Consider the following 25846-nt stretch of genomic DNA (forward strand, 5'->3'; position numbering starts at 1 on the left):
TCAGACAGCTCCAGATAGAGCTGAAGTCATCTCACCTGAATGAAGCCCACTGTTCTGAAAGATTTGTGAACCTTCGCGGTAGGCAATGCCATGCATCCCCTATACCACTACTGCTTCAGCCTGATGATTGGACTAGCCAGCCTGTCTCCTGCGGCGGCGATGTCTTTTGCGACCCATCCGATTGTGTTTCCCCCATCAGGCCATCATATTTTATGGATTACACAAGGGGTGATACAGGCAGAGCCCCAGTCAGTTCCCTTACCTGACTCGATTCAACAAGCGATTCTGCAAGATATTTCCCAACAAACGGGCGACGTCCCAGAGCGTTTTCAAATCATTCAAGCCCAAAAACACACCTGGCCAGATGGTTGTTTAGGATTAGCCACTCCTGATGTGTTGTGCACAATGGCCCTAGTCGAGGGGTGGCAGGTGCAAGTTTCTAATGGATCGCAGACATGGACCTACCGTACCGATACCTTTGGAGATGTAGTGAAATTAGAATCTGCTGCCACGTTATCTCCCAAAAATAGCCCCAGCAAACCTTAGGACAACACATAGCTTCTACTTTGCAGTCAAAGTGGGGGGATTCCTATCCAATCAATCGCAGCATCTCCAACTCCAACGAGCCCAAGACTTTGAGGTGACCTTACCGTACTATGATGGCCTAAGCCTTCAAGCACAGGCTTTTTTGTCATGAAGACGGTTTTAGTCACAGGGGCAACTGGATTTGTAGGCGGGCATCTATTGTCATGCTTAGAGGGGCATCCCTACAAACTGAGGCTAGCCCTGAGAAAGCCACCTAAATCACCCCTCCTGCCCGGTGCAGACCTAATCCAAGTGGGAGATATCAATGCTTTAACGCACTGGCAAGAAGCTCTCATGGGTGTTGATATCGTGATTCATCTAGCGTCCCGCGCCCATATTCTCCAAGAAACGGTGGCCGATCCGATGGCTGCATTTATGGAGGTGAATGTTGAGGGAACTCATACCCTAGTCCAGCAATCAATAAAGGCGGGAGTTCAACACTTTATCTTCATCAGTTCGATTGGAGCGATGACGACCTTGAGTAATGACGGTTTAACAGAAGAGTCACCCTGTCATCCTGACTCACCCTATGGCCGCAGCAAATGGCAGGCAGAGCAGGACTTGACGGCCCTTGCGCAACCCACCGAGATGCGGTGGACGATTTTGCGCCCGACATTGGTGTATGGTCCTCGCAATCCCGGCAATATGGAGCGATTGATCAAGCTAGTCGATCAGGGATTACCTTTACCCTTTGGCTTAATTAAAAATCGTCGAAGCCTAGTGTACGTAGGCAATTTAGTCGAGGCCATTGTGATCAGCCTGGACAATCCCAAAGCGTTTAATCAAACCTTTCTGATCAGTGATGGGCTTACGATATCCACGGCTGAACTCATTCGTGCCATTGCCCAGGCGTTGCATCGTCCAGCCCGATTGCTCCCCATTCCGCCGATATTGCTCAAACTCTTGGGCATACTAACCGGTAAAACTGATGCGGTCGATCGTCTTTTGGGCTCATTGGCGGTTGATAGTGATAAGATTTTCCAGACTTTAGATTGGACACCCCCCTACTCTATGGAACAAGGCCTCCTCGAAACTGCAGAATGGTATGCTCATGGCGCTTCCGAAGCGTAATTCACACCAATCGTCCTCAATGATCAGCGCTCAAGGGATTCACTAAGGATTCATGGTCTTTATTGTTATTTGTTCTATAGTCAGCTGCATATTCAGCATCCTTGGGGTTTACGCCTTAACCAAAACCCTCAAGCAGATATTGATAGATATCCCCAATGAGCGTAGCTCCCATACTCAACCGACTCCTAGAGGAGGGGGGCTAGGATTTATTCTGGCTTTTGCCGTATCGGCCTACCTCAGCCAAACCTTATTCAATGATCCGCAGATTCCCTTTGCTTATCCCCTCTGGTTACCCTTGACCTTTTTAGTCGGGGTTGGCTGTATGGATGATTGGAAAAATTTGTCGTCGACGTTGAGATATGCGGTACAGCTCTTAGTCGCCTGCATGATTGTCTGGCAGGGCAATGCCTTTCCCCAGCCGTGGTTAGAGTCGTTGGGAACTGTTGGTTTTTTGGTTGCGATCGCAACCACAATCATCGGCCTAACCGCCTTGGTCAATTTCTATAACTTTATGGATGGCATGGATGGATTGGTCGGTGGGGTAAGCGCCGTCCAGTTAGGTTTTATGGCGGTTTGGTCTCAAGAGCCCGTTCTCTGGCTGCTGGTTTCGGCCTTGGTAGGTTTCCTCTATTGGAATTGGTCTCCAGCCAAGATCTTTATGGGGGATGTGGGCAGCACCTTTCTAGGAGCGGTGATGGCCATTACCCTGTTAAATCAGACAGGAACCGTCGAGCAAAGTTGGGCTGCGTTAGCCATTACTCTACCAATTACAGGGGATGCCATTTACACCCTGTGCTGTCGCACCCTTCGCGGTGAGAATATCTTCAAGGCCCATCGGAGTCATGTGTACCAGCGACTGAATCAAGCCGGTTGGAGTCACGGCAAGGTAGCAGCCCTGTATGTAGGCTTAACGGTGGTATTGGCCCTGCTCATCTATGGCTATGGTGGCTTGGGGGCCTGGATCAGTTTGCTGGGAGTTGCCGTCTCAATTCTCATTGCTGAGCGATACCTGAGTACTCGTAAGCAACCCCTCAACCATTAAATCCCTACAAAACACGCAGCAGACTGGGAATAGAGTCAATAGCTGCCATTTGGCGAATTTCATCTAAAGCTCGATGAAAATTACCTTCCTGGACATCGTGGGTGACCACCACAATTTCTGCCAGCTCAGCTTTGATACCCGTTTGCACAATAGATTCTAAACTCACCCCATGATTACCAAAGACGGTGCCCAACTTGCCGATCACTCCGGGATGATCCTTGGTTAAGAATCGAGCATAGAAGCGGGTGACCAAGTCATTCATGGGAGCAATATTGCAGTAATGCTGATGAGAACAGGCCAGCAACGGGTGAATACGAGAGGTTTCCGGATCGTTCGCCACAATGCCCGTTTTCAGCAAGGCCGCAATATTAATTAAGTCGGCAACCACAGCACTGGCAGTCGGACCAGCGCCAGCCCCTGGCCCAAAGAACATCACCTGGCCCAACGGCTCGGCTTCGATCAGCAAAGCGTTAAAGACATCATTCACATTAGCAAGAGGATGATCGAGGGGGACCAATGTGGGATGAACTCGGGCTTCTAATTGAGGCGGAGGAAGCTCGGCAGTTGTTGGAGGCACTTTTGCGATCGCAAGTAGTTTGATCACAAATCCCAAGTTCTTGGCATAGTTAATATCCGCTGCACTGACCTGGCGGATGCCTTCCCGATGGACCTGCTCAAGATCTATCCGTCCTCCAAAGGCTAGGGATGCCAGAATAGCAATTTTATCGCCTGCATCTAAGCCATCGACGTCAGCAGTTGGATCAGCTTCGGCATACCCGAGATCTTGGGCTTCAGCCAGCACATCATCAAAGGCTGCCCCCGATTGCTGCATCTTGGTGAGGATATAGTTGGTGGTGCCGTTGAGAATACCGATTAGGGTATGGATGCGATTGGCTCCTAGGGATTCCTTCAGGGGCTGAATCACCGGAATGCCTCCTGCCACGGCCGCTTCAATCATGACGTAGACCCCTGCTTGGGTCGCAGCTTGAAAAATTTCTTCGCCAAAGCGGGCAATCACCGCTTTATTAGCCGTAACCACATGCTTCCCCTGAGCAATGGCTTCTAGAATAAGGGTTCGAGCTGGTTCAAGGCCGCCAATAACTTCAACCACAATGTCGATGGCAGGGTCATTGACGATGGCTTGCAGGTCAGTCGTGAGCACCTCAGCAGGTAGATTCAAGCTGCGCGCTTTCTCTAAAGACCGCACCCCAACTTTGGCAATTTCAATCTCTTGCAAGAGGGGATGTCGGCCTTTGGGACTCGCAAAGATCTCGCCCACTCCTGTACCTACGGTTCCTAATCCAAGTAAGCCAATTTTGAAACCCACGGTTCTGCCCCATCTCGATCACAAACCTTATTGTGACATTCAGATTCAAGTCTTCAACAAGATGTAGGGAAAATTTGCGGGACTTGCAATCTGTGAGACGTCTCCAGAGCTTGAACGGGATAGGGAGATTCAGCAGGCGTTAGGAGGGCTTCGTAGTTGCCAGACACCACATGCTGCCGCTGCTCTGCCACGAAGTCTGAAATATCTTCAATATCGATAATCCACTCTTGGGCATAGTGGCGAATGGCTTCTCCTCGGAGGCCCAATTGAATCGCTCGCCGCTCCAGCTTATTACCCGCTGGATGATGGTCCGGGTCCCACTGCAAACGAACATCAGAGGTTTGAACTGCCTTTTGCCAAGATTCCTGATTCTCATATAGTCCAGATTGGAAAGAGGAATGAACGGCCTGGGCCAAGATCGAGTCAAAGGCAGAGCGGTGCAGACGAATCGCAAGAATGACTTCCTGGCCTGGTTTTACCCCCCAACCAGAACGATACATCATCCACAAAAAGTTGGGCTTTATCCACGTCATCCGCGAAAGCTTAAACTCACCACCAAAGTAACCGTATTGGGCTGCAAAATCACCAATGGCAGGTCGATAAGCCTGATACACCACAATTGAATCGGTATCGTACTGGGCCAAGATTACTCTTCCTCTCTGGGGCCAGCGGTCTTTTTGATGGAGATAAGGTTCGGTGCGCAAGGGCATAGCCAATTAAAATGGAAGGTAAATAAAATACTACATTGTAGTATAACCAGATTCATTGCCTACTGTCCATCTATCTCATTCAATTCAGCACCAGGAATTAAACCCCTTATTCCATAAGATCACATCCCATATCCTTAGCTTGCTGACGGTAATATTCAGCCAATGCCGGATTTTGCTCGTCTACCTCGTAAATCGTAGCCAAATTATGGAAAGACAATGCACAGCCTTGCGAGCCTGCTTGTTGATACCATTGTTTTGCTGTAGCACTATCTCGCTCAACCCCTAAACCCAGCTGAAACATTGAGCCGAGTAGGCATTGGGCAATCACATTCCCTTGGCAGGCTAGCGGCGAAAGTAGCTGAAAGGCTTCGGCATACTGATGTTGAGTGTAGGCTAACTGACCAGCTTCTAGTTTTGGACGCAATGGACGCTCTGCACAGTAATGGCAGCTCATGGTGGTGAGTCTTTACCTTTGGCGATGATTTTGGGAATAGTTGTAGTACATTTTTAGAACCATGGGACGCCTTACAGGTAGTCTATTCCCCAGAAGATACCCTATCTAGCCCCTCTGCCAGGTTGAAAGAATACATCACAAAGTCCTCAGCTTTTCCTGCAACAGACTGATACAACCTCCGAGCCGGTTGATTATCAAGCTCAGTGCCCACCCAAGCTTCTTGACAGCCTAACTCTTGCCCCAAGGCAAATAGAGTCTGCAACAACCGCCGTCCAATGCCTTGTCTTTGATAACTCGACGACACTCCCACTTCATTAATCCAGAGTTGAATGGGCTTATCAGGATGGAAATACGTTACTGCTGAGGCCATCCCCACCACTCGCTGACCATCACAGGCCACGGCAAGATGATGGCGAGGATCGACTAGAAAGGCTGCACTCCATTCCCGGTTCAGCTGATAGTCAAAAACATCCGGTGCCACACAATCTAGGACATGGAGCTGATCAGGTTGAAGAATGCGAATGACGATTGTCATGGCCCATCCCTCCATAAGTATAAGAACTTAGCCTGGCTCAATGGTAGCGTGGGCCTACTGTCCAGATGAGGGGATATCAGTCATAGCCAAATTGAAAGAAGCCGTGCTAGCCTGTGAAAAAGATTTTGCATCTTACTTTTATAATAACGACGATGAATTACAGCTCGTTCTACAACGGATTGATTATTACCGCCATTCCTTAATCAGTGGTGGGTTCAACGTCGCATTCAATCATTTAGAAACCCGCCTCAAGGCGGTTTTTTTATGGGCCTGCTTTGAGGCAACTCAGGAGGTCAATCATGAAAAAAGTCGCCGTCTTTGGCAATACCGGTGGAGGGAAATCCACCCTTAGCGCTCAATTAGCAGAGGTAACGGGGTTACCCCTCTATGTCTTAGACAAAATCCAATACAAAGCCGGAGGAGAAAAGGTATCACAATCCGTTTATCGGGCCACTCATGATCAGATCCTGCGAGAAGAGGCCTGGGTGATCGATGGCTTTGGCTGCATGGAAACCTTATGGGAACGACTCAAGACTGCAGACACCCTGGTCTATCTCGATTTGCCGTTGTATATCCATTTTGCCTGGGTGACCAAACGGATGATCACGGGATTTGTGCAACTGCCTTCAGGCTGGCCTGAGGGAAGCCCCATCCTTAAAAGCAGCCTGAATAGTTATCGGACATTGTGGCTATGCCATCGGTATTTGACACCGCGATATCGCGATTTTGTGGGCCAAGCCAGGGAGACTCAAACGGTGTATCACCTCAGATCAGTTCCTGATATCTCGCAGTTTTTAACCACATTGGCCAATTCATAAGTCGTGCAGGGGAGTGGCCATGGGGTTCCAGCATAGACGAGCCAGCCAATATTGCTCAATCAGCTGTCTCGTCTCGCTTAGAAACTACATGCCATTCTCAAAACTGATCGTTACACCTGTATCCGGTATATCCTGTTAAATTGTCGGTATCGCGCAGCGGAATAGTTAAGACGTGATTGATTTAAAGCAGCTAAGGGATAATCCTGAAGCCTTTGCAGAACGCCTCAGTCGGCGAGGTGACTATGATTTGCAAGCTATTTTGGACCTGGATCAAAAACAGCGCGAACTAGAAACCGAGCGATCGCAACTGCAAGCCCAAAGTAACCAAATTGGCAAAACCATTGGTGAACGGATGAAAGGGGGGGCCAATCCCAAAGATCCAGAAATCCAAGACCTACGGCAGGAAGGCAGTAGTGTCAAAGCAACCCTCAGCGATCTAGAACCGAAAGAGCGGGATCTCAAAGCCCAAATTGGGGAGCTGCTGCTGACGATCCCGAATTTACCCAGTGACGATACACCAGTGGGTAAAGACGAAACCGCCAATGTAGAAGTGAAGCAGTGGGGAGATGAATACATTCCCAAAAACGCCAAACTGGCCCATTGGGAGATTGGCGAAAATCTAGGGATTTTGAACTTTGAGCGCTCTGTCAAAATTGCTCAAAGTCGATTTGTCACGCTGATTGGGGCAGGGGCTGCCCTTGAACGCGCTCTGATTCAGTTCATGCTGGACCAGCAGGTGGAAGCGGGCTATATCGAAGTGTTACCACCCGTTCTAGTCAACAGTGACTCGTTAACGGCCACCGGACAACTTCCCAAGTTTGCCGAAGAAAGCTTCAAATGTGCTGAGGATGATTTGTGGCTCAGCCCGACGGCTGAAGTCCCCGTCACTAACCTCTATCGGGATGAGATTCTCAACGCCGATGATCTGCCTATTTTTCACTGCGCCTATACTCCTTGTTTTCGCCGGGAAGCGGGGAGCTATGGTCGCGATACTCGGGGACTGATTCGACTCCACCAGTTTAATAAGGTGGAATTGGTCAAGCTGGTTCATCCCAGTACCTCTGCTGCCGAACATGAAGCCCTGGTCAAAAATGCAGCTGCCATCCTCGAAGCATTGAAGCTTCCTTACCGGGTCTTACAGCTCTGTACTGGGGATTTAGGATTCTCTGCAGCTAAATGCTATGACCTAGAAGTGTGGCTGCCCTCAGCTGATTGTTATCGAGAGATTTCGAGCTGCTCCAACTTCCAGGACTTCCAAGCTAGACGCGGAAATATCCGCTTTAAGGAATCCGGACAGAAAGGCACTCAGTTCGTTCATACCCTCAATGGTTCAGGATTGGCCATCGGTCGCACGATGGCTGCCGTGCTCGAAAATTATCAACAGCCAGATGGATCTGTGCAGGTGCCAGAGGTCTTGCAACCCTATTTGAAACGCAAAGTCTTGTAAACTGCCGAAGCGACGGACCTTCTACAATAGGTGGGACACTGACGGGGGAGTCTTTATCTGTAAGCAATCTCTTATTTGAGTCAGAGGTTTGCCGTTAGCGACCTCAATGTCGACCTGCTGCAAACGAGTCAATATTGCTAGAGATATTTGAGAGAACTGTCGTTCTAATACTGTGGGGATCAGTGCAGGTATCTGACCATTGAGCCGTCTCTTTTCTAGCCCAAGTTCAGTAAAGGGAGAATAATCTTCTATGCGTCTGAATCGTGTCCTAGCCTTAGCGTTAGTGACTTTATGTTTAATTGCAGCCTTAGGAAACTGGTTAGGCGGATCGATTAACAAAAGCAAAGCCAAAGGCTCTGCTAATGTCGCCCAAATCAATGTTTATGGTGTGATTAGCGATGAAGCCTCTGGCGGTCCTTTCAGTTCTGGAGAAGGGGCCAACGCCAATAAGTTGATCAGCAATATTAAGAAAGCGAGGGAGGATGATGGAATTAAAGCCATTCTGCTCCGGATTAACAGTCCTGGCGGCACGGCTGCAGCCTCTCAAGCTGTATATGAAGAGCTGATGCGAACCCGTCAAGAAACGGATATCAAAATTGTCGCTAGCTTGGGGGATGTTGCCGCCTCAGGGGGATATTACATTGCCAGTGCGGCCGATCATATTGTTGCTAATCCCTCTTCGATCACAGGATCCATTGGGGTGATTGTGCAAACCCAAAATGTGACGTCTCTCCTCGATAAGATTGGGGTCCAAACCAGCACGATTAAAAGTGGCCCCTTGAAAGATATTTTGTCGCCGTTTCGGGAAACTAAGCCAGAAGAGCGAAAAATCCTGCAGTCGGTGGTGGATGAGTCCTATAAGCAGTTTCTAGATGCCATCGTTGCTGGACGGGGCATGTCCCTGGAGAAATTAAAGCCTTTGGCAGATGGTCGAATTTACACTGGGACCCAGGCAAAAGACAAAAAGCTCGTGGATTCCCTCGGAAATTACTACGATGCGTTGAACAAGACGGCTGAACTAGCCAAAATTTCCGGTGAACCGAAGGTACGGGATTTTGGCAAAGGCAGTTTCTTTGGGGATTTCGGTCCGTTTCTATCCACGTCTAATCAACAACTCCCCCAGCTAACGACGGAATGGCTCTCTTCAGAATCCCAATTGCCCCGTTGGCATAAGATTCCGCTGACGATCATGGAGTAAGCGATGCTAGATGCCCTGTTTACAACGTTCTTTGGTTCTCAATCTTCCCGCAATACTCAATCTGTCTCGATCCTGATTGGCTTTGTACTCCTCAGTATTCTGTCCTTGAATGCAGCAGGAAAAGTAGGGGCAGGCATTGGGGGGGTAATTATTTTCTTCCTGCTGTTTTTAGTGGCGGGTCTATTAGGTGGACTTTGGTTAGCCGCCGCCTTTAACTTTTTTGCTCAACTCTTAGGGGGACAAGGCACGGCCCAAGATAGCTTACGGGCCGTGCTGCTTGGCCTATGGCCGTTGATGGTATCTGGACCTGCGATCGCAGCATCGCAGTGGCCCGGTATTGCAGGTCAATTTTTAGGTCTGTTACTGGGGCTAGTCGTCCTGATCGGCACTTTGCTCACCCTAACTCGATCCATTGGCCAAGCCCATCAACTGAAGTGGGGCAAGGCCTTATTGACGGTTGCCTTAACAGCTGTAAGCTCTATGCTGGCTTGGTTAGGGTTAATTCTCTGGCCCCTCGTTTTAGTATTGGGCTTGTAGTGTTGATGCAATCACATCAACACTTTTTCATCGACTGCAATAATTCATAACGAAATTTGCTTCTTTTTTAATAAAAAGATACTGATCCCAGGCATTTTTCAGTGCATCTACCCAGGCGATTTTGATAGCATTTTGGAAACAATGGAATTAAGCAATTAGTTCTTTTGAACAGTCACAACCACGCAGGGCTACATCATGTTTCAAGAGCCAACCAGCACAATGTTTTGGACCATCATGGTCTGTGAATTCTTGGCCGCTTTCGGTTTAATTACCTACCTCGCTCAAGGGGAAAAGCGCCACAACAAACCTCAGTAATTATTGCTTTTATTTGCAGCAAGCAACTTTCAACAAACCTCCTAAATTAACCAACAGCAGCCCAGCGTCAACTGTGCTGCTTTTTTCATGGTTACAGAACTCCTAGGTCTCGCTGGTGGATATACCGCGAGTACCCAAGCAGCCTACGGATGCTTTAACCCACTCGGTAAGCTTTCGGTGTAATGCCCGTCAATTGTCGAAATTGCTTACTCAAATGGCTATGGCTACTGAAGCCGCATTCCAAAGCGATTTCGATAATGGGCTGGTTTGTTTGTTTCAAAAGCTGCTTCGCCCGTTCTACACGCTGCTGAAGCAAATATTGAAACGGAGATAGCCCCATGGACTGTTTGAACAGGCGACTGAAATGAAATTGGCTCATATCCAGCAATTGAGCTAACTCAGCTAGCTTGAGATCTTGGTCTAAATGGGCATCCACAAAATCGAGCACCTGTAAAAGCTGACGCTGGGGAATGCCGCCCTCATACACAGGTAAATGAGGCTGGAGAGTAGCATGCTGCCTGAGCAACTGCACCACCAATACGTTTGCCAACGAGTCGATATACAGTCTACTGCCCGTGCCCTGTTGGCACTCCGTCAGTAGCATCATGGCGATGGCTTCAACTTGGGGATCACGGATCCGAAAGCCAGGGATTAGGGACATGCGATCGCAATCTTGTTTCAGGGTTTCCTGGGCAATACTGCGGACAAGCCGATCAGTAAGCCTCACTTCTAAACAATGTTCATTCCCTTCCCACCGGGCGAAAAACGGAGAGCCAGCGGGTGCAAGGGAAAAATCCCCTTTCTGAATCAGTCCTGTGAATTTGTTGCCGTCTTGGGATTGGACATAGTGAAGCGGCCGGGGTGCCAATGACATAAACAGCGTATGTTCTGCTTCAAAATGGCACTGACCTTCTCCCGGTGGATTCTGAAACTGGTGGACATGGATATCCTTCCCCTTTTGCTCTGAGCTTGGCAAATTGAGGTAGGCCGTGGCAGCAGTCTGTGGCGATGCGGTTGCTTTCACGAGGTTCAACCCATGCTGTTAATTGCAACTATACAATTCCACCCTATCTGAGAAAGTGAAACTGCTTACAGAATTTAGAATCCCACGGACCATCATCAAGATTTCTGCCAGGGTGCTGTACGCTCTATCGGGCACCATCGATCGTCAATAGGATGGGTTTCAACCTCATAGACATCCCTAGTCAATACAATTAGCTCATCCTCATCCCATCGATCAATCAGCGCTATCACATCTGATTTTTGGACTGTACCAATAGAAACGGATGATTGGAGTGGATTGCCTACCGCAAACAGTAGGGCTACATCGAGCTTAAGCGTCCATGAAATGCCTTGAAGTAAGGGATGGGCATGACCACGGAATACCGTCAATTCGTCTGGTAATGCCGCCAATTTATCCTGTTCCGTAGATGTCATCATATGGCGAGCATGCTTGCTAAGGGGCATACCATCCGCAATGCCTAATAGCAGTTCAAGAAATCCTGATGATTGCCCCCATGCTTCGGTATCTTTATCCGTCCAAATTTGGCTCAGAAGTTTGAAGAAATCAGGATCTCGCTTTGGAAAATCAGGTTTGGCCATTTCTTCAATGATAAATTTGTGCAGACGCTCTGTGACGTCTAAATGGGGATAGTAAGATTGCCATAAATTCGGCTCCAGCTTGCTTGCAGCTTTTGTTTTTCGGTATTGATAGATCGTGTTAATCCGCCCATAGACCCTTGGATAGACACCGCATTCGTAGTTCAATAAAGGATGGTGCAGCTCATCCTCAAATTGATAAGGCTGAAGATCAGGATGTAAATTTGGCAGTCTATAAGTTGGAAGAACTTGATTAATATCAGGTCTTGATGACGACATCTTTGGGTGACAGCCAGTTCAGATACTGATTCGATGCTAGCTCGACACACCTCAGTTCACCTTCTTGCATTCATCCCACATACAGGTCAGGTATAAAACGGTTGGTTCAGCCATTCTGCTGAGCATCCCATTTATGGCGATGCAATAGCCAGACAATCGTAGATGGAATGTCGTTTAGAAATTGACCGCAAGATCGTGACAGTGTCGCAAGAGGGTGATAGTGGCATCTAAAGGGTTTTCCTAAGCTGAGACTGTCTTGACTTAGGAGAGCAACATTATGCAATTACTCGTTTTTGGCGCAACAGGAAGCGTGGGTCGCCATGTGGTTGAACAAGCCTTAGCCCAGGGACACACCGTTACAGCCCTTGCCCGCAATCCCCAGAAACTTGATATCCAAAATCCCCATCTCAAGCTATTTCCAGGAGATGTGATGGATTTCCCCACCGTTGAGCAGGCCATGCAAGGACAAGACGCGGTGCTCTGTTCTCTGGGAGCAGGTCGAAATGGGGTAATCCGGTCTGAAGGGACTCGGCATATTGTCCAGGCCATGGAGAATGCCTCTATCTCTCGTCTGATTTGTCAGACCACATTAGGGGTTGGTGATAGCCGAAGCAATCTAGATTTCTTTTGGAAATACATCATGTTTGGGCTGCTATTGCGGCCTGCCTATGCGGATCATGTGACTCAAGAAACCTACGTCATGCAAAGCAACTTGGACTGGACCATCGTCCGCCCTGCAGCATTTACGGACGAGCCCCAAACGGAAGCCTATCTGCATGGCTTTCCAGCCGATCAACAAAGGCTAACCCTCACCATTTCTAGAGCCGATGTAGCCGACTTTATGCTGCAGCAATTGCAAGACCCTACCTATTTACACCAAACACCAGGCTTGTCCTATTAACCACAGTCTATCTTCGTCGAATTGATGTATTCAGTAGGAGAATCACCATGTCAAATCAACTTCTTTTTTCCATCAAGTTGTTCTCGATTCTAGGCTGTGGACTGGTTGCTGGGATGTTCTTTGCCTTCTCCACCTTTGTGATGCTGGCTCTGGGGCAACGCCCACCCGCTGAAGGCATTGCGGTCATGCAGGCCATCAATATCACAGTGATTAATCCTTGGTTTATGATCGCGTTTCTTGGAACGGCTGTAACTTGTCTGGGTCTTGCCATTTCCTCATTGTTTCAATGGCAACAGTCGGGGTCTATCTACCTCCTCATGGGGAGCCTGTTCTATCTAATCGGCACCCTATTCGTCACCATGCGGTTTAACGTGCCAATGAACGATGCCCTAGCGATTGTTCAACCCAATAGCCCTGATGCAGTTGGTCTTTGGAACCACTACCTGACCCAATGGACATTCTGGAATCATATCCGCACTGCTGCTGCTCTAGCTGCAACAGCATCACTAACCCTCGCCCTGAGAGCACCCCAGTTATAAATGCTCAGATATGGCTTAAAAAGCGCTATTAAGCCTTCTGAACTGCAGCTTCTTTGGCACCCAATTGAGAATCTTCTTCTACCACCTCAGTCGACCCTCGCAATTTTGGATCTAATGCATCTCGCAAGGCATCACTGACAACATTTAAGGCATAAATAATCAAGAACATAGTAAATACAACCCCCGCCAAGGGCCACCAGATCCCCTGAACTAATTCCCCGGTTGCATCCGAAATCATAGACCCCCAACTGGCTCCATCTTGAATACCTACGCCCAAAAAGGTCAGAATCACTTCTGATTTGATTGCCCCAAGAATTTGGAGAGAGGCACTGATAATCGCTAAATGTACAACGTTGGGCAGAATATGCCTAAAAATGATCTGCAGGTCGTTGGCACCAATGACTCGTGCTGCAGCTACATATTCAAGATTGCGGTTTTTGAGGACCTCACTCCGAATCAGGCGACACAGACCGACCCAACCGAGTAGCCCCATTGCCAGACAAATAGCAACTAGACCCTTGCCAATCACATAAGAGATAGCAATCACCATCAAAATATAAGGCACAGAACTGATGACGGTGTAGAGCCAAACAATACCCACATCCACTAAACCACCGTAATATCCAGCAACGGCTCCTAACGTCACTCCAAGGGGAACAGAGATACTGGTCACCAAGATGCCAATCAGCATCGCCGTTTTGGTTCCAGCTAGAATTTTATATAGGACTGAGCGACCAAATATATCCGTGCCCAACAGTTTTGCGAGGCCTAGAGAAGGAGCTTCGTATCCTGTCGCTACCCGAGTTTGGTAATCGGGCAGCAGATTTAAGATACCTAGTAAAGCCACAAAAATATAAACAGCAATAATCCCCAAGCAGATGACGACTAACTTTTGACGACTCAGCTTTTGGGCAGCGTCCCAATAGAGGTTATTAAAACGGGGCATGGGTTCCTCAATGTAGTTTGACGCGCGGATCCACCGCAGCAATGAGCAAATCCGTCAGAAGATTAAACAGTGCATAGGTCATCGTGATATACATCGTCATCCCTTTGAGTACGGGGAAATCACCATTATTAATGGCTGTAATCATCAAATCGCCTAAGCCAGGAATACTAAAAAATCGCTCCATTAAGAACGAGCCCAATATTAAGAAGGGAACCGCCACGATAGTAAAAGTCAGGATGGGAATCATGGCGTTTTTGAGAATATGGATAAAGAGGATACTGCGTTCGCTTACCCCTTTAGCCCGAGCCGTACGAACATAATTAGCCTGCATCTCATTCAGAAAGATCGTTCTATAGATGCGCACATCTGGGCCAATGGATACCAGGATAATAATCAGCCACGGTAAGGCCAGATAAGGAAGTGCATCCCATCCTGGCGCATAGCCATTGATGGGAAACCACTCAAACTCATAGGCCAGAAAATACTGCATGGCAATGATATAAACCAAGTAAGAGAAACTCATGGAAATCACCGCTGTGGCCGTTGAAAAGCGATCAATCCAGGTATCTCGGTAGTAAGCAATCATCATTGCGATCGCAATATTCAATACCAAACCAAAAACAAAAGGCGGTAGCGTCAAGCTCAGAGACACCAACGCCCCACTAGCAAACGCTTCACTCAAAACCTCGCCCGTAAAGTAAGACTCTCCATAATTAAAGGTGACAATTTGCCCCAGAAAACTAATGAACTGCCTCCATAGGGGCTGATCCAATCCCCAAAGCGCTTCTAGATCCGCAATCGCTTGCGGTGTAGCATGTTGTCCTAAAGCCACTCTAACGGGGTCTTCCCCAGCAGCGGTGAATAACACAAAAACTAAAACAGCAACCCCAAAAATGGTGGGAATGATATAGAGGAGGCGGCGAATGATATACCCAACCATTACTTCAGTCCTTCAGCCTTCATTTCTGTATCAATATCCAGAAATTTAGCAGTCGATCCCAACATCAGGTTCGGCTTGGAATTCAGCAGCCATTTCTGGCGCATCCCTACACTAATAGGTGCTTTCAAAAAGACCACTGGAACATCTGCTTTCAGTAACAACGCCATCTTTTCAATAATCTGATTACGCTCTGATCCGGCAGGCATCCGTCGCATCTGCTCATACAGTCGATCAAATTCAGGGTTTTGGTAAGAGCCATCATTGGGTCCCGGCGCTTTATTAGGACCATAGAAGAGTTGATAGAAGTTCTCGGCATCGGGATAGTCGGCTCTCCACCCCCCACTGGCTAGCTGAAAACTGCCTCCTTCCTTACGACCTAAATAGTCAGAGAAGGATAGAAATTCACCCTTTAACTGAATGCCAGATTTAGCCAGTTGCGCCCGCAGAAACTCATGATTCTGACGGGTAATATTATCTTGTGATCCATACAGGATAACGACAGGAGGAAGTCCTTTTCCCTCTGGATATCCAGCTTCTTTTAACTTGGCTTTGGCCTTTTGCAAGTTGTGAGAATACCATTGGACCGAAACGGACTGCTCACTCCCCGCAATCGGTAGCGGCACGATGGTATTAAGGGTATGGCCACGACCATTTTCCATTTTCTCAATATAGGCTGGAGTATCCAGGGCATAGGCTAAGGCTTGACGTAGCACCTTATTTTGGCCAAAGACTTTATCTCTAAAGTTAATAGTGATGTAAAAAGAGGAGAGTGCATCAACGGAGGAAATATTAAATTGCTTAGCAAACTTACCCTTTAGCTGAAACTCATTGCCCACTTTTTCAGCCATTTTGGTGAAATTATCCCGATCAATACCAATGGAGTCCAACTCTCCACTCAGAAATTTGAGCATTCGAGGCTGTGCTTCTTCGATCAGGGGAATTCGAACTTCGTCAACAAAAGGGAGCTGTTCTCCTGCGTTGGTGAGTAGACCCTGGCTTTGATCGTCCGGCTCTCCTTCAGTGGGATAGGTGCCATGGTAGTTGGGATTTTTCTTAAGCACCATCACCCCTTTACGCGGATTTTTAGCCAAGGTAAAGGGGCCAGTCCCGACAGCATGATGTTCTAATTTACGGCCATACTTCTCAACGGCTTCCTTTGGCACAATCGACAATGCATTGGTAGCAAAAGACATGAGTAACAATGGATCAGGCTCAATCATCACAATCTTAAAGGTGTACTCATCGACCTTTTCTAGACCAGCAATACTCTCCTGGTCATAATCTAGATCCTTTTGTTGACGGGTTTTTTCCCGAAACTCATCCAGCCCCTTAATTCGATTTTGAAGTAGTGCTGGATAACTTTGGGGATTGACGTTCACGTCTGCAAATCGCTTGATCGTGAACAGGACATCATCTACTGTCAGTTCTCGCCCTTTCCCGCCTGAGAAACACGGATCATCATGAAACTTGATACCTTTGCGAAGTTTGAACGTGTAGGTGAGCTTATCCTCTCCTATCTCAGGCATAGACTCTAAAAGATTTGGGGTTAACTCATAGGGACGTTTGAGATAGTGATAGTCCAAGAGAGGGTCATAGATATGACTAATGATTCGGGAAGATGCTGCATCAAACTGTTTAGGTGGATCGAGGCTCCTATAGACATCCCCCCGATAAGAATCCAATACTTTGACATCGGTATTCCCCACACCGTCTCGTGGGCGACACCCAAGGGGCACTGCCACTGTGGCGATAAGTAAGGCAGACAAAACTAATTGGGGTGCTTTTTGCCAGATTGAAATTCTCTGTACAGCCATAAATTCAGACAACGCTACATAAACGACAAACCCATCAGAGGGAATCATCAAACCGTTGAGACAAGATTAATGGGAAGTTATGGTTTGATCAAATCTGAGTGTTCATTTAGATCGTATTGTGGCACCAATGCCCAAAAACCGCCCCCACTCATCGCAGGGGCTATCCCAATATTTTCTGCTCATAGCAAATCACAGATGGGCCATCAAGTGATGCCGATCGGGAATAACTATCGCTAAACGAGGCTTAGTATCTGATGTGTAGAGTGACCGAGGCCCTTACCGTTTGTTCACCGCCCACAACTGGGGTAGACGCGGCTTCTCCTCGCAACATGCTCGTTGTCTGAAATGGAACTGGGGGCGGCACAGGTGCATTAGCACCGTTAATTTGAATACTAATGACGTCTTGGGGAGAGAGATTGAGCGCAGATAGTACAGCCCTGGCCTGAGCTTGGGCATCCTGAGTGGCCTTGGTTAAAGCTTGTTTTTGGGCCGTTGCGATCGCATCTTCTGTAGCAACAAACGATACGTTATCAATCCGGGACGCTCCTGCCTTCACGGCATCGTCCATCAAGGCTCCTGCTGATGCAATATCGACCCGAAAACTGACCACATTGCTCCCTCGATATCCCACTAGTCGCCGTTGACCGTTATTGGAGCTGTAGTTCGGCCTCAGATTAATCCCTGTTGTTTCCAGCTTGTCCACCTTGCGAGACTTTAAGAGAGAGACAACGGCAGCAGAACGGCTGGCGACCTGTTGCTGAACCACCTCGGCAGTTTTGCCTTGAACCTCCACACCCAAGCGCACCTGTGCTTCAGTAGTCTGAATATTTTCAACCCCTTGCCCGGTGACTGACAGCACACGATACTGCCGTTCTGAAATCGTTGGCGGCTGGGGTTGGGCATAAATGGGTCCCGATAGCCCTAACAGAATCGTCACTCCTAAGAGGCCAGAGCAAGCAAAATGGCGGACGAAATAGCCTTGATGGTCAACAGAACGATCAGATTTCATAGGGTCTTAGGTTGTGTAATTTAGAGATAAGAACAGCACTGTTGGCTTTGCTTAAGGGCAATTGTCATCCCCTCAAAGCTGTTAGTTTAGTTGTCTCCTAATATACTTTTTGGGTTCCTAGAAGGCTGTCCTCAAATAGCTCTGGACACTTGAATTGAGAGGCTCAGATAGCCAGAGCAAGATAATTTCAGAGTGCTAACGACAGTGAGTTAACAATTGTGGCGATACTAATTGATGGCCTGTCTCGCCATTGCGATCGCACGGTCTTTTTGTGGATCTTTGCCCTGAGCATAGGGGATGGATAAAGGAACAACCACATCAGGGGTTACGCCAACTCCTTCTAAGCGAACGGTTTTATCAACATAAACATCTTTCACCGCAACATATAGCAAGCTTTGATCGGGCATCAGAAAAGGGCGGCCAGCTACCACTGCCCCCGCTGTCGAACTACCGACTACGGGGCCAATATCATATTGCTGAAAACCATAGGCCAGGATTTCCTTGGCGCTGCGGCTGCCTTCATTAATGAGCATAACGACTGGCTTGTCCCACTGCCCCTGGAAGGTAGACGCCACCCCATTTCTACCAATACTGGTCAAACTGGGACCTCTAGCGGTAAATAATTGCAGTGCCGTCAGCGGATCACCGCCCCACCCATCTCTTAAATCCAGTACCAGAGCATCGGCTTTTTTCAAACGACCATAGAGAACTTCGTCTTCTAACTCTTGCTGATACTGATCTCCGGCATAGGACCACATGTGGATATAACCAATCTTTTTCCCATCCGCTTCAACCATCTGCACACTATCAGTGATAGCCTCGACAAACATCGTGGTGCTGTCGAAGCGCTTGGGGATTACGGTAATGGCTTTCTGACTGCTAGGCTCTGAAGTCCGTTGGATCCGCACCTTAATCGGCTGGTTTGCTTGGCCTTGAAACGATTCCAGCGGATGAAAAGGCTGTCCTGCCACACGAAGAATCTGGTCTCCCACTTTCAGCCCTGCCTTTGCTGCAGGACTCCCCTCGAAGATTGCTTTAATAAACGGTTCACCTTGGATCGGCTGCGTGACAATCCCAATGCCTTCATACTGAATTTTTCCCTGCGGAAACGTAGATTGGAGCTGAGTGCGTAATTCTCTAATGCGGGGATAAAAAATACCCAATAGCTGGTAGTAGGCGGGTTCATCGGCAGTAAATAGATGGGTATGAGACGTCTGCAACTGATCCAGCATCTCGTTGATCACCTCAGCCTTTTCGGCCCGAGACGATGCCTGTGCTACCTGCGGCTGGTATTGCGATTTCAAGGCGTCCCAGTCTAAGCCATTGAATTCTGGGTCATAAAAGTTTTCATTGACGGTGTTCCAAACTGCATCCAGTAAGCTGGGCTGAGCAGAGGACACAGAAGACATTGACCCCTGTGAGAGCCAAAGTACCAGGCCAATCCCTATTGCGATTAAGAAACTCAGTAGATAGCTTTTAGAGCGCTTCAGTTTTCTGATCACAGTCTTCATCTTGTGTCTAACCTGCAATAAGCTGCGTTGCTAAGTCTGATATCTAAGACCATCCTTGTATGAGAACAATCAACAGGGCTGAATAATCTGATCCAAGTGATAGCTCTGCATCCCTGATACGCAAAACGTTCTAGGCTAATGTTCCATCTGTCTCTGCGGTAAGAATTGCCTGCGCTTCAAGTCACGGCGTTGCTGCCGTTGCTGCCTAAACTCCTGCTGTCGCTGCCTTAGCAATTCATCGATATGCCGATGCTGATGAAGACGGAGCTGTCGATGAAAGTCTAACGGCTGTTGAAAGCGCTGTTGTTGCGGAAGCCTTTGCTGAAGAAGAGGCCGCTGCTGTCGATATGGTTGAGAATAAATAGGCGTTTGGGCCAGTAGAGAGGGTGACAAGCTCAGGATAAAAGCAGCCGTCAAAAATACGCTCAGGGATCTATGGTGGCAAAGGGCTGTCATTGAACTGACCTCTGCCACTAGTGTAGCGAGTGAAATAAATAGCAACCTTGATCACGTCTTTAGCAGTTCAGGCCACTGCAAATCTTCTCATTTTGGTCTGACCACCTCTGCCTTATGACTTCATCAGAGGTCACTCTCTTACCTCTCGGATATCATGAATATTCCAAGTTACTTTGCCTAAAGCCGTATATTGAGTGCCCTCAAAGTCATTACGGACTGCTGCTAGAGCCAGCGGATTAATCAGATAAATAAACGGCAAATACTCCTGGGCAATCTGTTGGGTCTTTGCATAAATCGCTTTTCGCTTAGCCTCATCGATCTCTTGAGCACCTTGAATATAGAGATCGTCAATCTCCTGTTCCCAGTCGCTAACCGTAAATCCTTGGATCGGCTCACTAGGGGGCTGGGGTTTTTGATTAAACATATGTAGGCCCCCTTCTGGAGACCAGACATTCGCACCCGTATTGGGTTCTAAACCACCCGTTAACCCCAACAAAGCGCAGTCCCAATCTAATGAGTCACTCAATTTATCAACCATCGTATTGAAAGCAATGGGGGTATAGTCCACTTTTATGCCGACTTTCGATAAATCTTGCTTGATTTGGGCTCCTAATGTACTGCCTGCCGGGGCCATCAGCGTAAAACGAACTGGGTTATCCTTGTCATCAAAGAGTTGTCCTTTATTTTTGGTAGTAAACCCAGCATCTTTCAGAAGTTGCCTGGATTTCTCCAAATCATAGTTATAAACCTTCAGGCCTTCTTCAGGAGATAGGTAATAAGGACTTTGAACCGATATCGACGAATTCTGGGGTAAACCTAGTCCTTGATAGGTATTAGCCAGCATTCGCTCTCGATCAATGGCATAGGCAACGGCTTGGCGAAATTTGACGTTATTAAACCATCGCGACTTCATAGGGTTGACCAGAGGCTTGTTGTTTCTGCGTCCTCGATTGAGGTTAAAGAGAATAAAGGTCGTGCCAAAATCAGGCCCCCCTTCATAGATGGTGAAGTTACCAGCCTTTTCTTCTCGCTTCAAGAGCGAAAACGTACTGGCCCGCACCCCTACAGAATCTAAACCACCCGAGCGGAATTGTAGAAGAGCCGTATCGGGAGATTCAACAATTTTCCAAATAATGCGCTCAATATTTCCGTTGGCACGACCAGGGATTTGATAGCGCCAGTAAAACGGGTTGCGTCGAAACACGACTCGCTGATTGGTTTCGTAGGATTCTAGTTGGTAAGGCCCATTGACAATAATTTCCCTGGGGTCCGTATCGACCCCCCAAGCAGAAATGAATTGAGGATTGCCTTTGCGATCGAGCGTATCCACCAATTGCTTGAGGGCATGGGCCGGCAAAATATTGATTGCCCCAGCAGTCCGCAGAAATGGGGCAAAGGGTTCAGGAATGGAGAACTCGACTCGCCGGTCATCTAGTTTTCTGACCTTGGGTAAAGCCCGACTTTTACCAATTCTGAGAACATCGCGAGTATCAGTAGGAATAGCTTCATTCAGATAGACATCGTTATAGGAAAAAACAACATCATCTGCTGTTAAAGCAACCCCATCTGACCATTTCAGATTAGGTCGGAGGGTAAAGATAATTGTGAGTTTATCGGCAGAGAATTCCCAAGACTCCGCAAGGGCAGGCTCAATCTCGCCTGTAAGACCATTCTGGGTCGTTAATCCTTCATAAATCAAGCCGAAGACATTGTTGGCTTCTTGACTTTGGGAAGAATTAAACGTTTTAGGGGCACTCAGCAGGGTATCTACATACTGGGGCACCCGTGCCGTTTGGGTTTTGAATTGGGAGAGGCTACAGCCAGGGAGTGCGATCGCAACCACCAATACCAAACTCAAAGCCACCCACCGACGCAGAAAAGCCATACTGTTCCTAACGTTTAACGCTGAGTCTGATGGTAGCGTACAAGCCTACTAGAAAGTGTCAGGCCGCTCTTAAGTGGGGTCAGCAGCAGGAGTACTCTCCGTACTCACAGGCAAAACGGGAGACTGAATATATTCAGCGGGGGGTTCTCCGGTCAAAGACTCTAGAAAGGCAACTATATCGCCTGCTTCTGCATTGGAAAGATCTTTACCCAACTGAGTGTTAGCCATTTGCACCACAGCCGCTTTCAGAGATTTGACAGAACCATCATGAAAATAGGGACCTGTCTCAGCTACATTGCGCAGAGAAGGTACCTTAAACAGCATCCGGTCATCGTCACTTCCAGTCACTTTGTAACGCCCTTGATCATCTTGATTCGGCCAAGGATTAACTCGACCGGCTTTTTGATAGGTATTACCGCCCAAATAGGTGCCGTTATGACATTGGGCACAGCCTGCATCCGTAAAGAGGGTTAGACCCTGTTTTTGTTTGGCATTGAGAGCGGTTTGGTCGCCAGCAAAGTAGCGATCAAAGGGGGCAGGCGTCACCAATCCCCGCTCGAAGGCACCGACGGCTTGACCCAGGTGATCGTAAGTAACGGACGGTTTGTCTTGGGGAAAGGCTGTCGCAAAGGCTTCTACATATTCCGGCATAGAATTAAGGACTTTGAGCACCTGAGCCTCGGAAGGCATCGCCATCTCTACCGGATTGAGAATGGGGCCTTTGGCTTGAGCTTCGACATCGGCAGCACGGCCATCCCAGAACTGGGCCACATGGGAAGCAGCGTTATACACCGAGGGAGAATTACGTCCCCCGAGTTGTCCCTTGTGGCCAGGAGAAAAAGGCTGGTTATCAACGCCATAGTGATCGAGCTGATGGCAGCTATTGCAGGAAATATCCTGATTTTTGCTGAGGCGCTTTTCAAAGTAGAGGCTCCGGCCTAAGGCTACTAGCTCAGGATCGGCAGGCTGCTGTTGGGGATAGAAATTCTCGGGTAAGGGCGGACCAAATAAGGCGAGGTTGGGGACTTCATCGGCAATCGCAACATCCGAAACGCAGAGCAACATCAACAAAGTCGCTGCCAATACTACCCAAAACACAATCAACCGCTGAATCTTATCGCGGGTTCCGTGATGCCATTGCAAAGTCATGGGCCACCTCTCCTCTTAGAAAACTCTATGGGCGCAAGCTGCACTCCACCCAAATTTTATGAGTTAGCCAAAAGTGAATGACGACCCGTAAGAAAACGTGATGGCTCCATGACGTTTTGGCACAAAACCATACATAGCTTCGAAGTTCGCAAGAAAAGGTTGAACTCAATCATTAACCCTTCAATATCAATGGAGATGTCATCTATGGGCAGATCCTTAAGGGGATTATCGCCCATAGGGGAAAGCTATCCTGAGAGATTTTTCTCGTAAGGCTGCCACCCTTGCAAAGTCAGATGCAGCTCACAACAATGCCTTCATGGCACTTCCAAACCGAGTAATTGCAATCACTCGGTAACTGGCAAAGGCTGATCGCTTTGTCTGAGGTGAAGCAATAACGCCCAGTTACCATCTACTGACTGTTTTATTTTTTTTCAATGACGACCGAAAATGCTCTCCAGAACTTGCTTAAAAACCTTGATACGTTCGCTTACAGATGGTTAATATCTAAGTTTCTAAATTCTTCATGTGTCAGGTCATCTTTTTTATACGTTTAACATAAAATAGCTCTGACGCTTGAGATCATGATGCTAGGCATCCAACCATTTAGAGCGGCTTTAACCCCACTCCAAAAAGCTTTTACCTGTATTTGTTGTTCATCCATGTACCTGACTCGTCTTGTTCACTCTAAGACCCTGCTGTTATTGCGAGAGGCATTTACATCCCTCTTGCCTGTCGTCTTAGTGATGAATATTATCGTTTTGCTGTCAGGTCTGTCTGGCCTGCTGGCATCTCAGGGTGTGGTAGCAGAGGGTTTCATCAACGGGAATGAAGTCAGCCGACTCTATTTCTTTTTAGTCCCGTTTTTTCTCAACATTTCCCTGAGCACCCTAATGGCAAAGGAGAAAGAGCTGGATCAGGTCAGTACTGTTCTGATTTCAGGCGTTTGTTTCTTGCGCGTGTCGGGCTTCTTATTTATCGATTCGACAGGCCAAATCCTCTCGTTTCAAGGTTCAGTGCTCACCAGTATTCCAGCCACACTGGTAGCAGTCACACTACTCCATTACTTCAGTCGATTCTCTGCTCTGCAATTTTTTAGAGGTCGATCTGAGGTGAGTCCAGCCCTCCAAAGAACGCTGAACCTCCTGATTCCAGGTCTTTTAACAGTGTTGTGTTTTGAGTTAATCGGTCAAGGATTTAGGCTGTTTTTTAAGGCTGGTCTTTTCAGTTTTTTATTCGAAATCCTACCTAAACTGCAAGCCACCCAAGAAGTCATTCTATTTAAGCTAATTTCTCAACTTTCTTGGTTTTTCGGGATTCATGGCGAGTATAGTGCCGACGGTCTATTTCGAATTTTGAATGCGATTCCATCATCTGAAGCTGGCAGTATTCACTTCAAAGTTTTACATGATGTGTTTATGAATATTGGAGGGTCTGGCTCCACTTTTGTCGTACCATTGGCGATTCTTTTTCTACCCGGATCTACCCAATTCAAATCCATTGCGCAGCTGAGTCTGCCATTCGCACTCTTCAATGTGAATGAGATTTTATTGTTCGGACTTCCGATTATTCTAAATCCACTCTTTCTGGCACCGTTTCTGTTAGCTCCGCTGGTCAATATGGCTATTGCGCTGACTGCAATTCACTGGGGAGCATTCACCATTAGTGCGACTGCCATAAACTGGATGTCTCCTCCCTTATATAGTGCCTATGCGGCCTCTGGAGGATCGGGAGGGGCGGTACTGACCCAGTTCCTTTGTATCGTTATCGATATTAGTATCTACTATCCATTTCTAGTTCTGGCAAAGCAACAGTCGAATACTCCACGTAATCTTCGCAAGCTCTTACATGGTGATGCCTACCAATTTGTGAATACAGAAATCAATCGCCAAGAAGAGCGACGGTTTATGACTCAGAAAATGGATCAAGTCCAAGGAATGGAAGAAGTCCAACGCTTACTACAGCAACTCAAAGGCGGGCAGTTTCTCCTCTATTTTCAGCCTAAGGTAGATGCCCAATCGGAAGCACTCGTTGGCTTAGAAACGTTGCTGCGGTTCCAAAATGCAGCGGGTAAAATTGTCCCCCCTACGTTTTTGCCGATCCTCTACCAACAGGGTCTATCTAAGGCTGTGGATCAAAAAGTGTTGTCGCTTGTTTTTGACCAGATCAAACAGTGGCGAGGGGAGGGTCAACGATTTCCTCAGATTAGTATTAACCTGGATAAAGATTTTTTATTAGATCCGCCCTCTGTGCAGACTTTGATTGCTCAAGCCAGACAAGAAGGGATTTATTTTGAACTAGAAATTACCGAACATACTTACACTTCGGAAGTGCAATCTTTAGCATCAGTGGTTCGTGACCTTCGATCTGCTGGACATCAAGTTTCAATTGATGATTTTGGGGCAGGCTATTCTTCCCTCACAACCTTAGTTTCTCTAGAAGCAGATTCGGTCAAATTAGATCGCAAACTGGTCATCGCTCCTGAAGGGGAAAGGCAGCGGGGACAAGTGTTACTGGAAGCTAGTGTGAAGCTCTGTCATGACTTAGGATTTTCTGTGGTGGCAGAAGGGATTGAAAGCTTGTCCCAGCTACAGTTAGTTCAGCACTGTGGGGTCGATTTTGTACAAGGATATTACACAGGCAAACCCATGCCCTCTGATCAGGTTAGTCAATTATTTCAGGCGTAAGCCATTGCGTTACCGCCAGATAAGCTAGCACTTTCCAGGGGCTGACAGAAACTACTCTGGGATTCCTTTATGAAATAACGCCAACGCAGGTCAGG

25 protein-coding genes are annotated in these 25846 nt (G+C 47.7%); 11 read left to right on the forward strand and 14 right to left on the reverse strand.

Annotated elements, in window-relative coordinates; all coding sequences use genetic code 11:
- Positions 1–90: 90 nt before the first annotated feature.
- The 3 genes from HRE53_RS08285 (at position 91) to HRE53_RS08295 (ending at position 2698) form a co-directional block, all read left to right on the forward strand.
- Positions 91–546 carry a hypothetical protein gene (locus HRE53_RS08285; protein ID WP_235109946.1) on the forward strand — a complete coding sequence of 152 codons (456 nt, stop codon included), beginning with the start codon at positions 91–93 and terminating at the stop codon, positions 544–546.
- Positions 547–693: 147 nt separating this feature from the next.
- Positions 694–1656 (forward strand): SDR family oxidoreductase, encoded by a 963-nt coding sequence (locus HRE53_RS08290; RefSeq protein WP_235109948.1) that lies wholly within the window; start codon positions 694–696, stop codon positions 1654–1656.
- Positions 1657–1708: 52 nt separating this feature from the next.
- Positions 1709–2698: a glycosyltransferase family 4 protein gene (locus tag HRE53_RS08295; RefSeq protein WP_235109949.1), complete on the forward strand. Its 990-nt coding sequence runs from the start codon at positions 1709–1711 to the stop codon at positions 2696–2698.
- 4 nt (positions 2699–2702) lie between these two features.
- On the opposite strand, the gene HRE53_RS08300 is transcribed toward HRE53_RS08295, so the two are convergent.
- From HRE53_RS08300 to HRE53_RS08315, 4 genes are all read right to left on the reverse strand, one after another.
- On the reverse strand, positions 2703–4025 hold the full coding sequence (locus tag HRE53_RS08300; protein WP_235109950.1) for a homoserine dehydrogenase: 1323 nt from the start codon (positions 4023–4025) through the stop codon (positions 2703–2705).
- Positions 4026–4078: 53 nt separating this feature from the next.
- Positions 4079–4735, reverse strand: a complete 657-nt coding sequence (locus tag HRE53_RS08305; RefSeq protein WP_235109951.1) for a DUF4291 domain-containing protein — start codon at positions 4733–4735, stop codon at positions 4079–4081.
- Between the two features lie 106 nt (positions 4736–4841).
- Positions 4842–5189, reverse strand: coding sequence for a tetratricopeptide repeat protein (locus HRE53_RS08310; protein ID WP_235109952.1), 348 nt, complete (start codon positions 5187–5189; stop codon positions 4842–4844).
- A gap of 82 nt (positions 5190–5271) precedes the next feature.
- Positions 5272–5724, reverse strand: a complete 453-nt coding sequence (locus HRE53_RS08315; RefSeq protein WP_235109953.1) for a GNAT family N-acetyltransferase — start codon at positions 5722–5724, stop codon at positions 5272–5274.
- A 40-nt stretch (positions 5725–5764) separates the two neighbouring features.
- On the opposite strand from HRE53_RS08315, the gene HRE53_RS08320 reads away from it, so the two are divergent.
- The 5 genes from HRE53_RS08320 (at position 5765) to HRE53_RS08340 (ending at position 9724) form a co-directional block, all read left to right on the forward strand.
- Positions 5765–6076 carry a hypothetical protein gene (locus tag HRE53_RS08320; protein WP_235109954.1) on the forward strand — a complete coding sequence of 104 codons (312 nt, stop codon included), beginning with the start codon at positions 5765–5767 and terminating at the stop codon, positions 6074–6076.
- Positions 6024–6542 (forward strand): isopentenyl transferase family protein, encoded by a 519-nt coding sequence (locus HRE53_RS08325; protein ID WP_235109956.1) that lies wholly within the window; start codon positions 6024–6026, stop codon positions 6540–6542. Before HRE53_RS08320 ends, HRE53_RS08325 begins: the two co-directional genes overlap by 53 nt.
- A gap of 172 nt (positions 6543–6714) precedes the next feature.
- The gene (gene serS, locus HRE53_RS08330; RefSeq protein ID WP_235109957.1) at positions 6715–7989 is read left to right on the forward strand and encodes a serine--tRNA ligase; all 1275 of its coding nucleotides are present in this window, start codon (positions 6715–6717) and stop codon (positions 7987–7989) included.
- 250 nt (positions 7990–8239) lie between these two features.
- A complete protein-coding gene (gene sppA, locus HRE53_RS08335) occupies positions 8240–9187 on the forward strand; it encodes a signal peptide peptidase SppA (protein ID WP_212663024.1) in 948 nt (315 codons plus the stop codon).
- A 3-nt stretch (positions 9188–9190) separates the two neighbouring features.
- Positions 9191–9724 (forward strand): hypothetical protein, encoded by a 534-nt coding sequence (locus HRE53_RS08340; RefSeq protein WP_212663025.1) that lies wholly within the window; start codon positions 9191–9193, stop codon positions 9722–9724.
- Between the two features lie 469 nt (positions 9725–10193).
- On the opposite strand, the gene HRE53_RS08345 is transcribed toward HRE53_RS08340, so the two are convergent.
- Both HRE53_RS08345 and HRE53_RS08350 read right to left on the reverse strand, forming a co-directional pair.
- A complete protein-coding gene (locus HRE53_RS08345) occupies positions 10194–11063 on the reverse strand; it encodes a helix-turn-helix domain-containing protein (RefSeq protein ID WP_235109958.1) in 870 nt (289 codons plus the stop codon).
- Positions 11064–11158: 95 nt separating this feature from the next.
- Positions 11159–11917, reverse strand: coding sequence for a hypothetical protein (locus HRE53_RS08350; RefSeq protein WP_235109959.1), 759 nt, complete (start codon positions 11915–11917; stop codon positions 11159–11161).
- A gap of 277 nt (positions 11918–12194) precedes the next feature.
- Between HRE53_RS08350 and HRE53_RS08355 the strand changes: the two genes are divergently transcribed.
- Both HRE53_RS08355 and HRE53_RS08360 read left to right on the forward strand, forming a co-directional pair.
- Complete coding sequence (locus HRE53_RS08355) at positions 12195–12818, forward strand: NAD(P)-dependent oxidoreductase (protein ID WP_235109960.1); 624 nt, start codon at positions 12195–12197, stop codon at positions 12816–12818.
- Between the two features lie 47 nt (positions 12819–12865).
- Positions 12866–13357: a DUF1772 domain-containing protein gene (locus HRE53_RS08360; protein WP_235109962.1), complete on the forward strand. Its 492-nt coding sequence runs from the start codon at positions 12866–12868 to the stop codon at positions 13355–13357.
- Between the two features lie 28 nt (positions 13358–13385).
- Here HRE53_RS08360 and HRE53_RS08365 read toward each other — a convergent pair whose 3' ends face one another.
- The 8 genes from HRE53_RS08365 to HRE53_RS08400 all read right to left on the reverse strand — a co-directional run bounded on the left by HRE53_RS08365 (position 13386) and on the right by HRE53_RS08400 (position 23067).
- Positions 13386–14303 carry an ABC transporter permease gene (locus tag HRE53_RS08365; RefSeq protein ID WP_212663029.1) on the reverse strand — a complete coding sequence of 306 codons (918 nt, stop codon included), beginning with the start codon at positions 14301–14303 and terminating at the stop codon, positions 13386–13388.
- Positions 14304–14310: 7 nt separating this feature from the next.
- Complete coding sequence (locus HRE53_RS08370) at positions 14311–15243, reverse strand: ABC transporter permease (RefSeq protein WP_212663030.1); 933 nt, start codon at positions 15241–15243, stop codon at positions 14311–14313.
- Positions 15243–17105 carry an ABC transporter substrate-binding protein gene (locus tag HRE53_RS08375; protein ID WP_235111070.1) on the reverse strand — a complete coding sequence of 621 codons (1863 nt, stop codon included), beginning with the start codon at positions 17103–17105 and terminating at the stop codon, positions 15243–15245. Before HRE53_RS08375 ends, HRE53_RS08370 begins: the two co-directional genes overlap by 1 nt.
- A gap of 196 nt (positions 17106–17301) precedes the next feature.
- Positions 17302–18066, reverse strand: a complete 765-nt coding sequence (locus tag HRE53_RS08380; protein ID WP_235109964.1) for an SIMPL domain-containing protein — start codon at positions 18064–18066, stop codon at positions 17302–17304.
- A 227-nt stretch (positions 18067–18293) separates the two neighbouring features.
- Positions 18294–19577: a S41 family peptidase gene (locus HRE53_RS08385; protein ID WP_315876434.1), complete on the reverse strand. Its 1284-nt coding sequence runs from the start codon at positions 19575–19577 to the stop codon at positions 18294–18296.
- A 135-nt stretch (positions 19578–19712) separates the two neighbouring features.
- On the reverse strand, positions 19713–20033 hold the full coding sequence (locus tag HRE53_RS08390; RefSeq protein ID WP_235109968.1) for a hypothetical protein: 321 nt from the start codon (positions 20031–20033) through the stop codon (positions 19713–19715).
- A 130-nt stretch (positions 20034–20163) separates the two neighbouring features.
- A complete protein-coding gene (locus HRE53_RS08395) occupies positions 20164–21918 on the reverse strand; it encodes an ABC transporter substrate-binding protein (RefSeq protein ID WP_235109969.1) in 1755 nt (584 codons plus the stop codon).
- A 69-nt stretch (positions 21919–21987) separates the two neighbouring features.
- Positions 21988–23067: a cytochrome-c peroxidase gene (locus HRE53_RS08400; RefSeq protein ID WP_235109970.1), complete on the reverse strand. Its 1080-nt coding sequence runs from the start codon at positions 23065–23067 to the stop codon at positions 21988–21990.
- 581 nt (positions 23068–23648) lie between these two features.
- Here HRE53_RS08400 and HRE53_RS08405 point away from each other — a divergent pair.
- On the forward strand, positions 23649–25751 hold the full coding sequence (locus HRE53_RS08405; RefSeq protein WP_235109971.1) for an EAL domain-containing protein: 2103 nt from the start codon (positions 23649–23651) through the stop codon (positions 25749–25751).
- Positions 25752–25846: the final 95 nt, after the last annotated feature.

The organism is Acaryochloris sp. 'Moss Beach' (assembly GCF_021497025.1).
Taxonomy (GTDB): domain Bacteria; phylum Cyanobacteriota; class Cyanobacteriia; order Thermosynechococcales; family Thermosynechococcaceae; genus Acaryochloris; species Acaryochloris marina_A.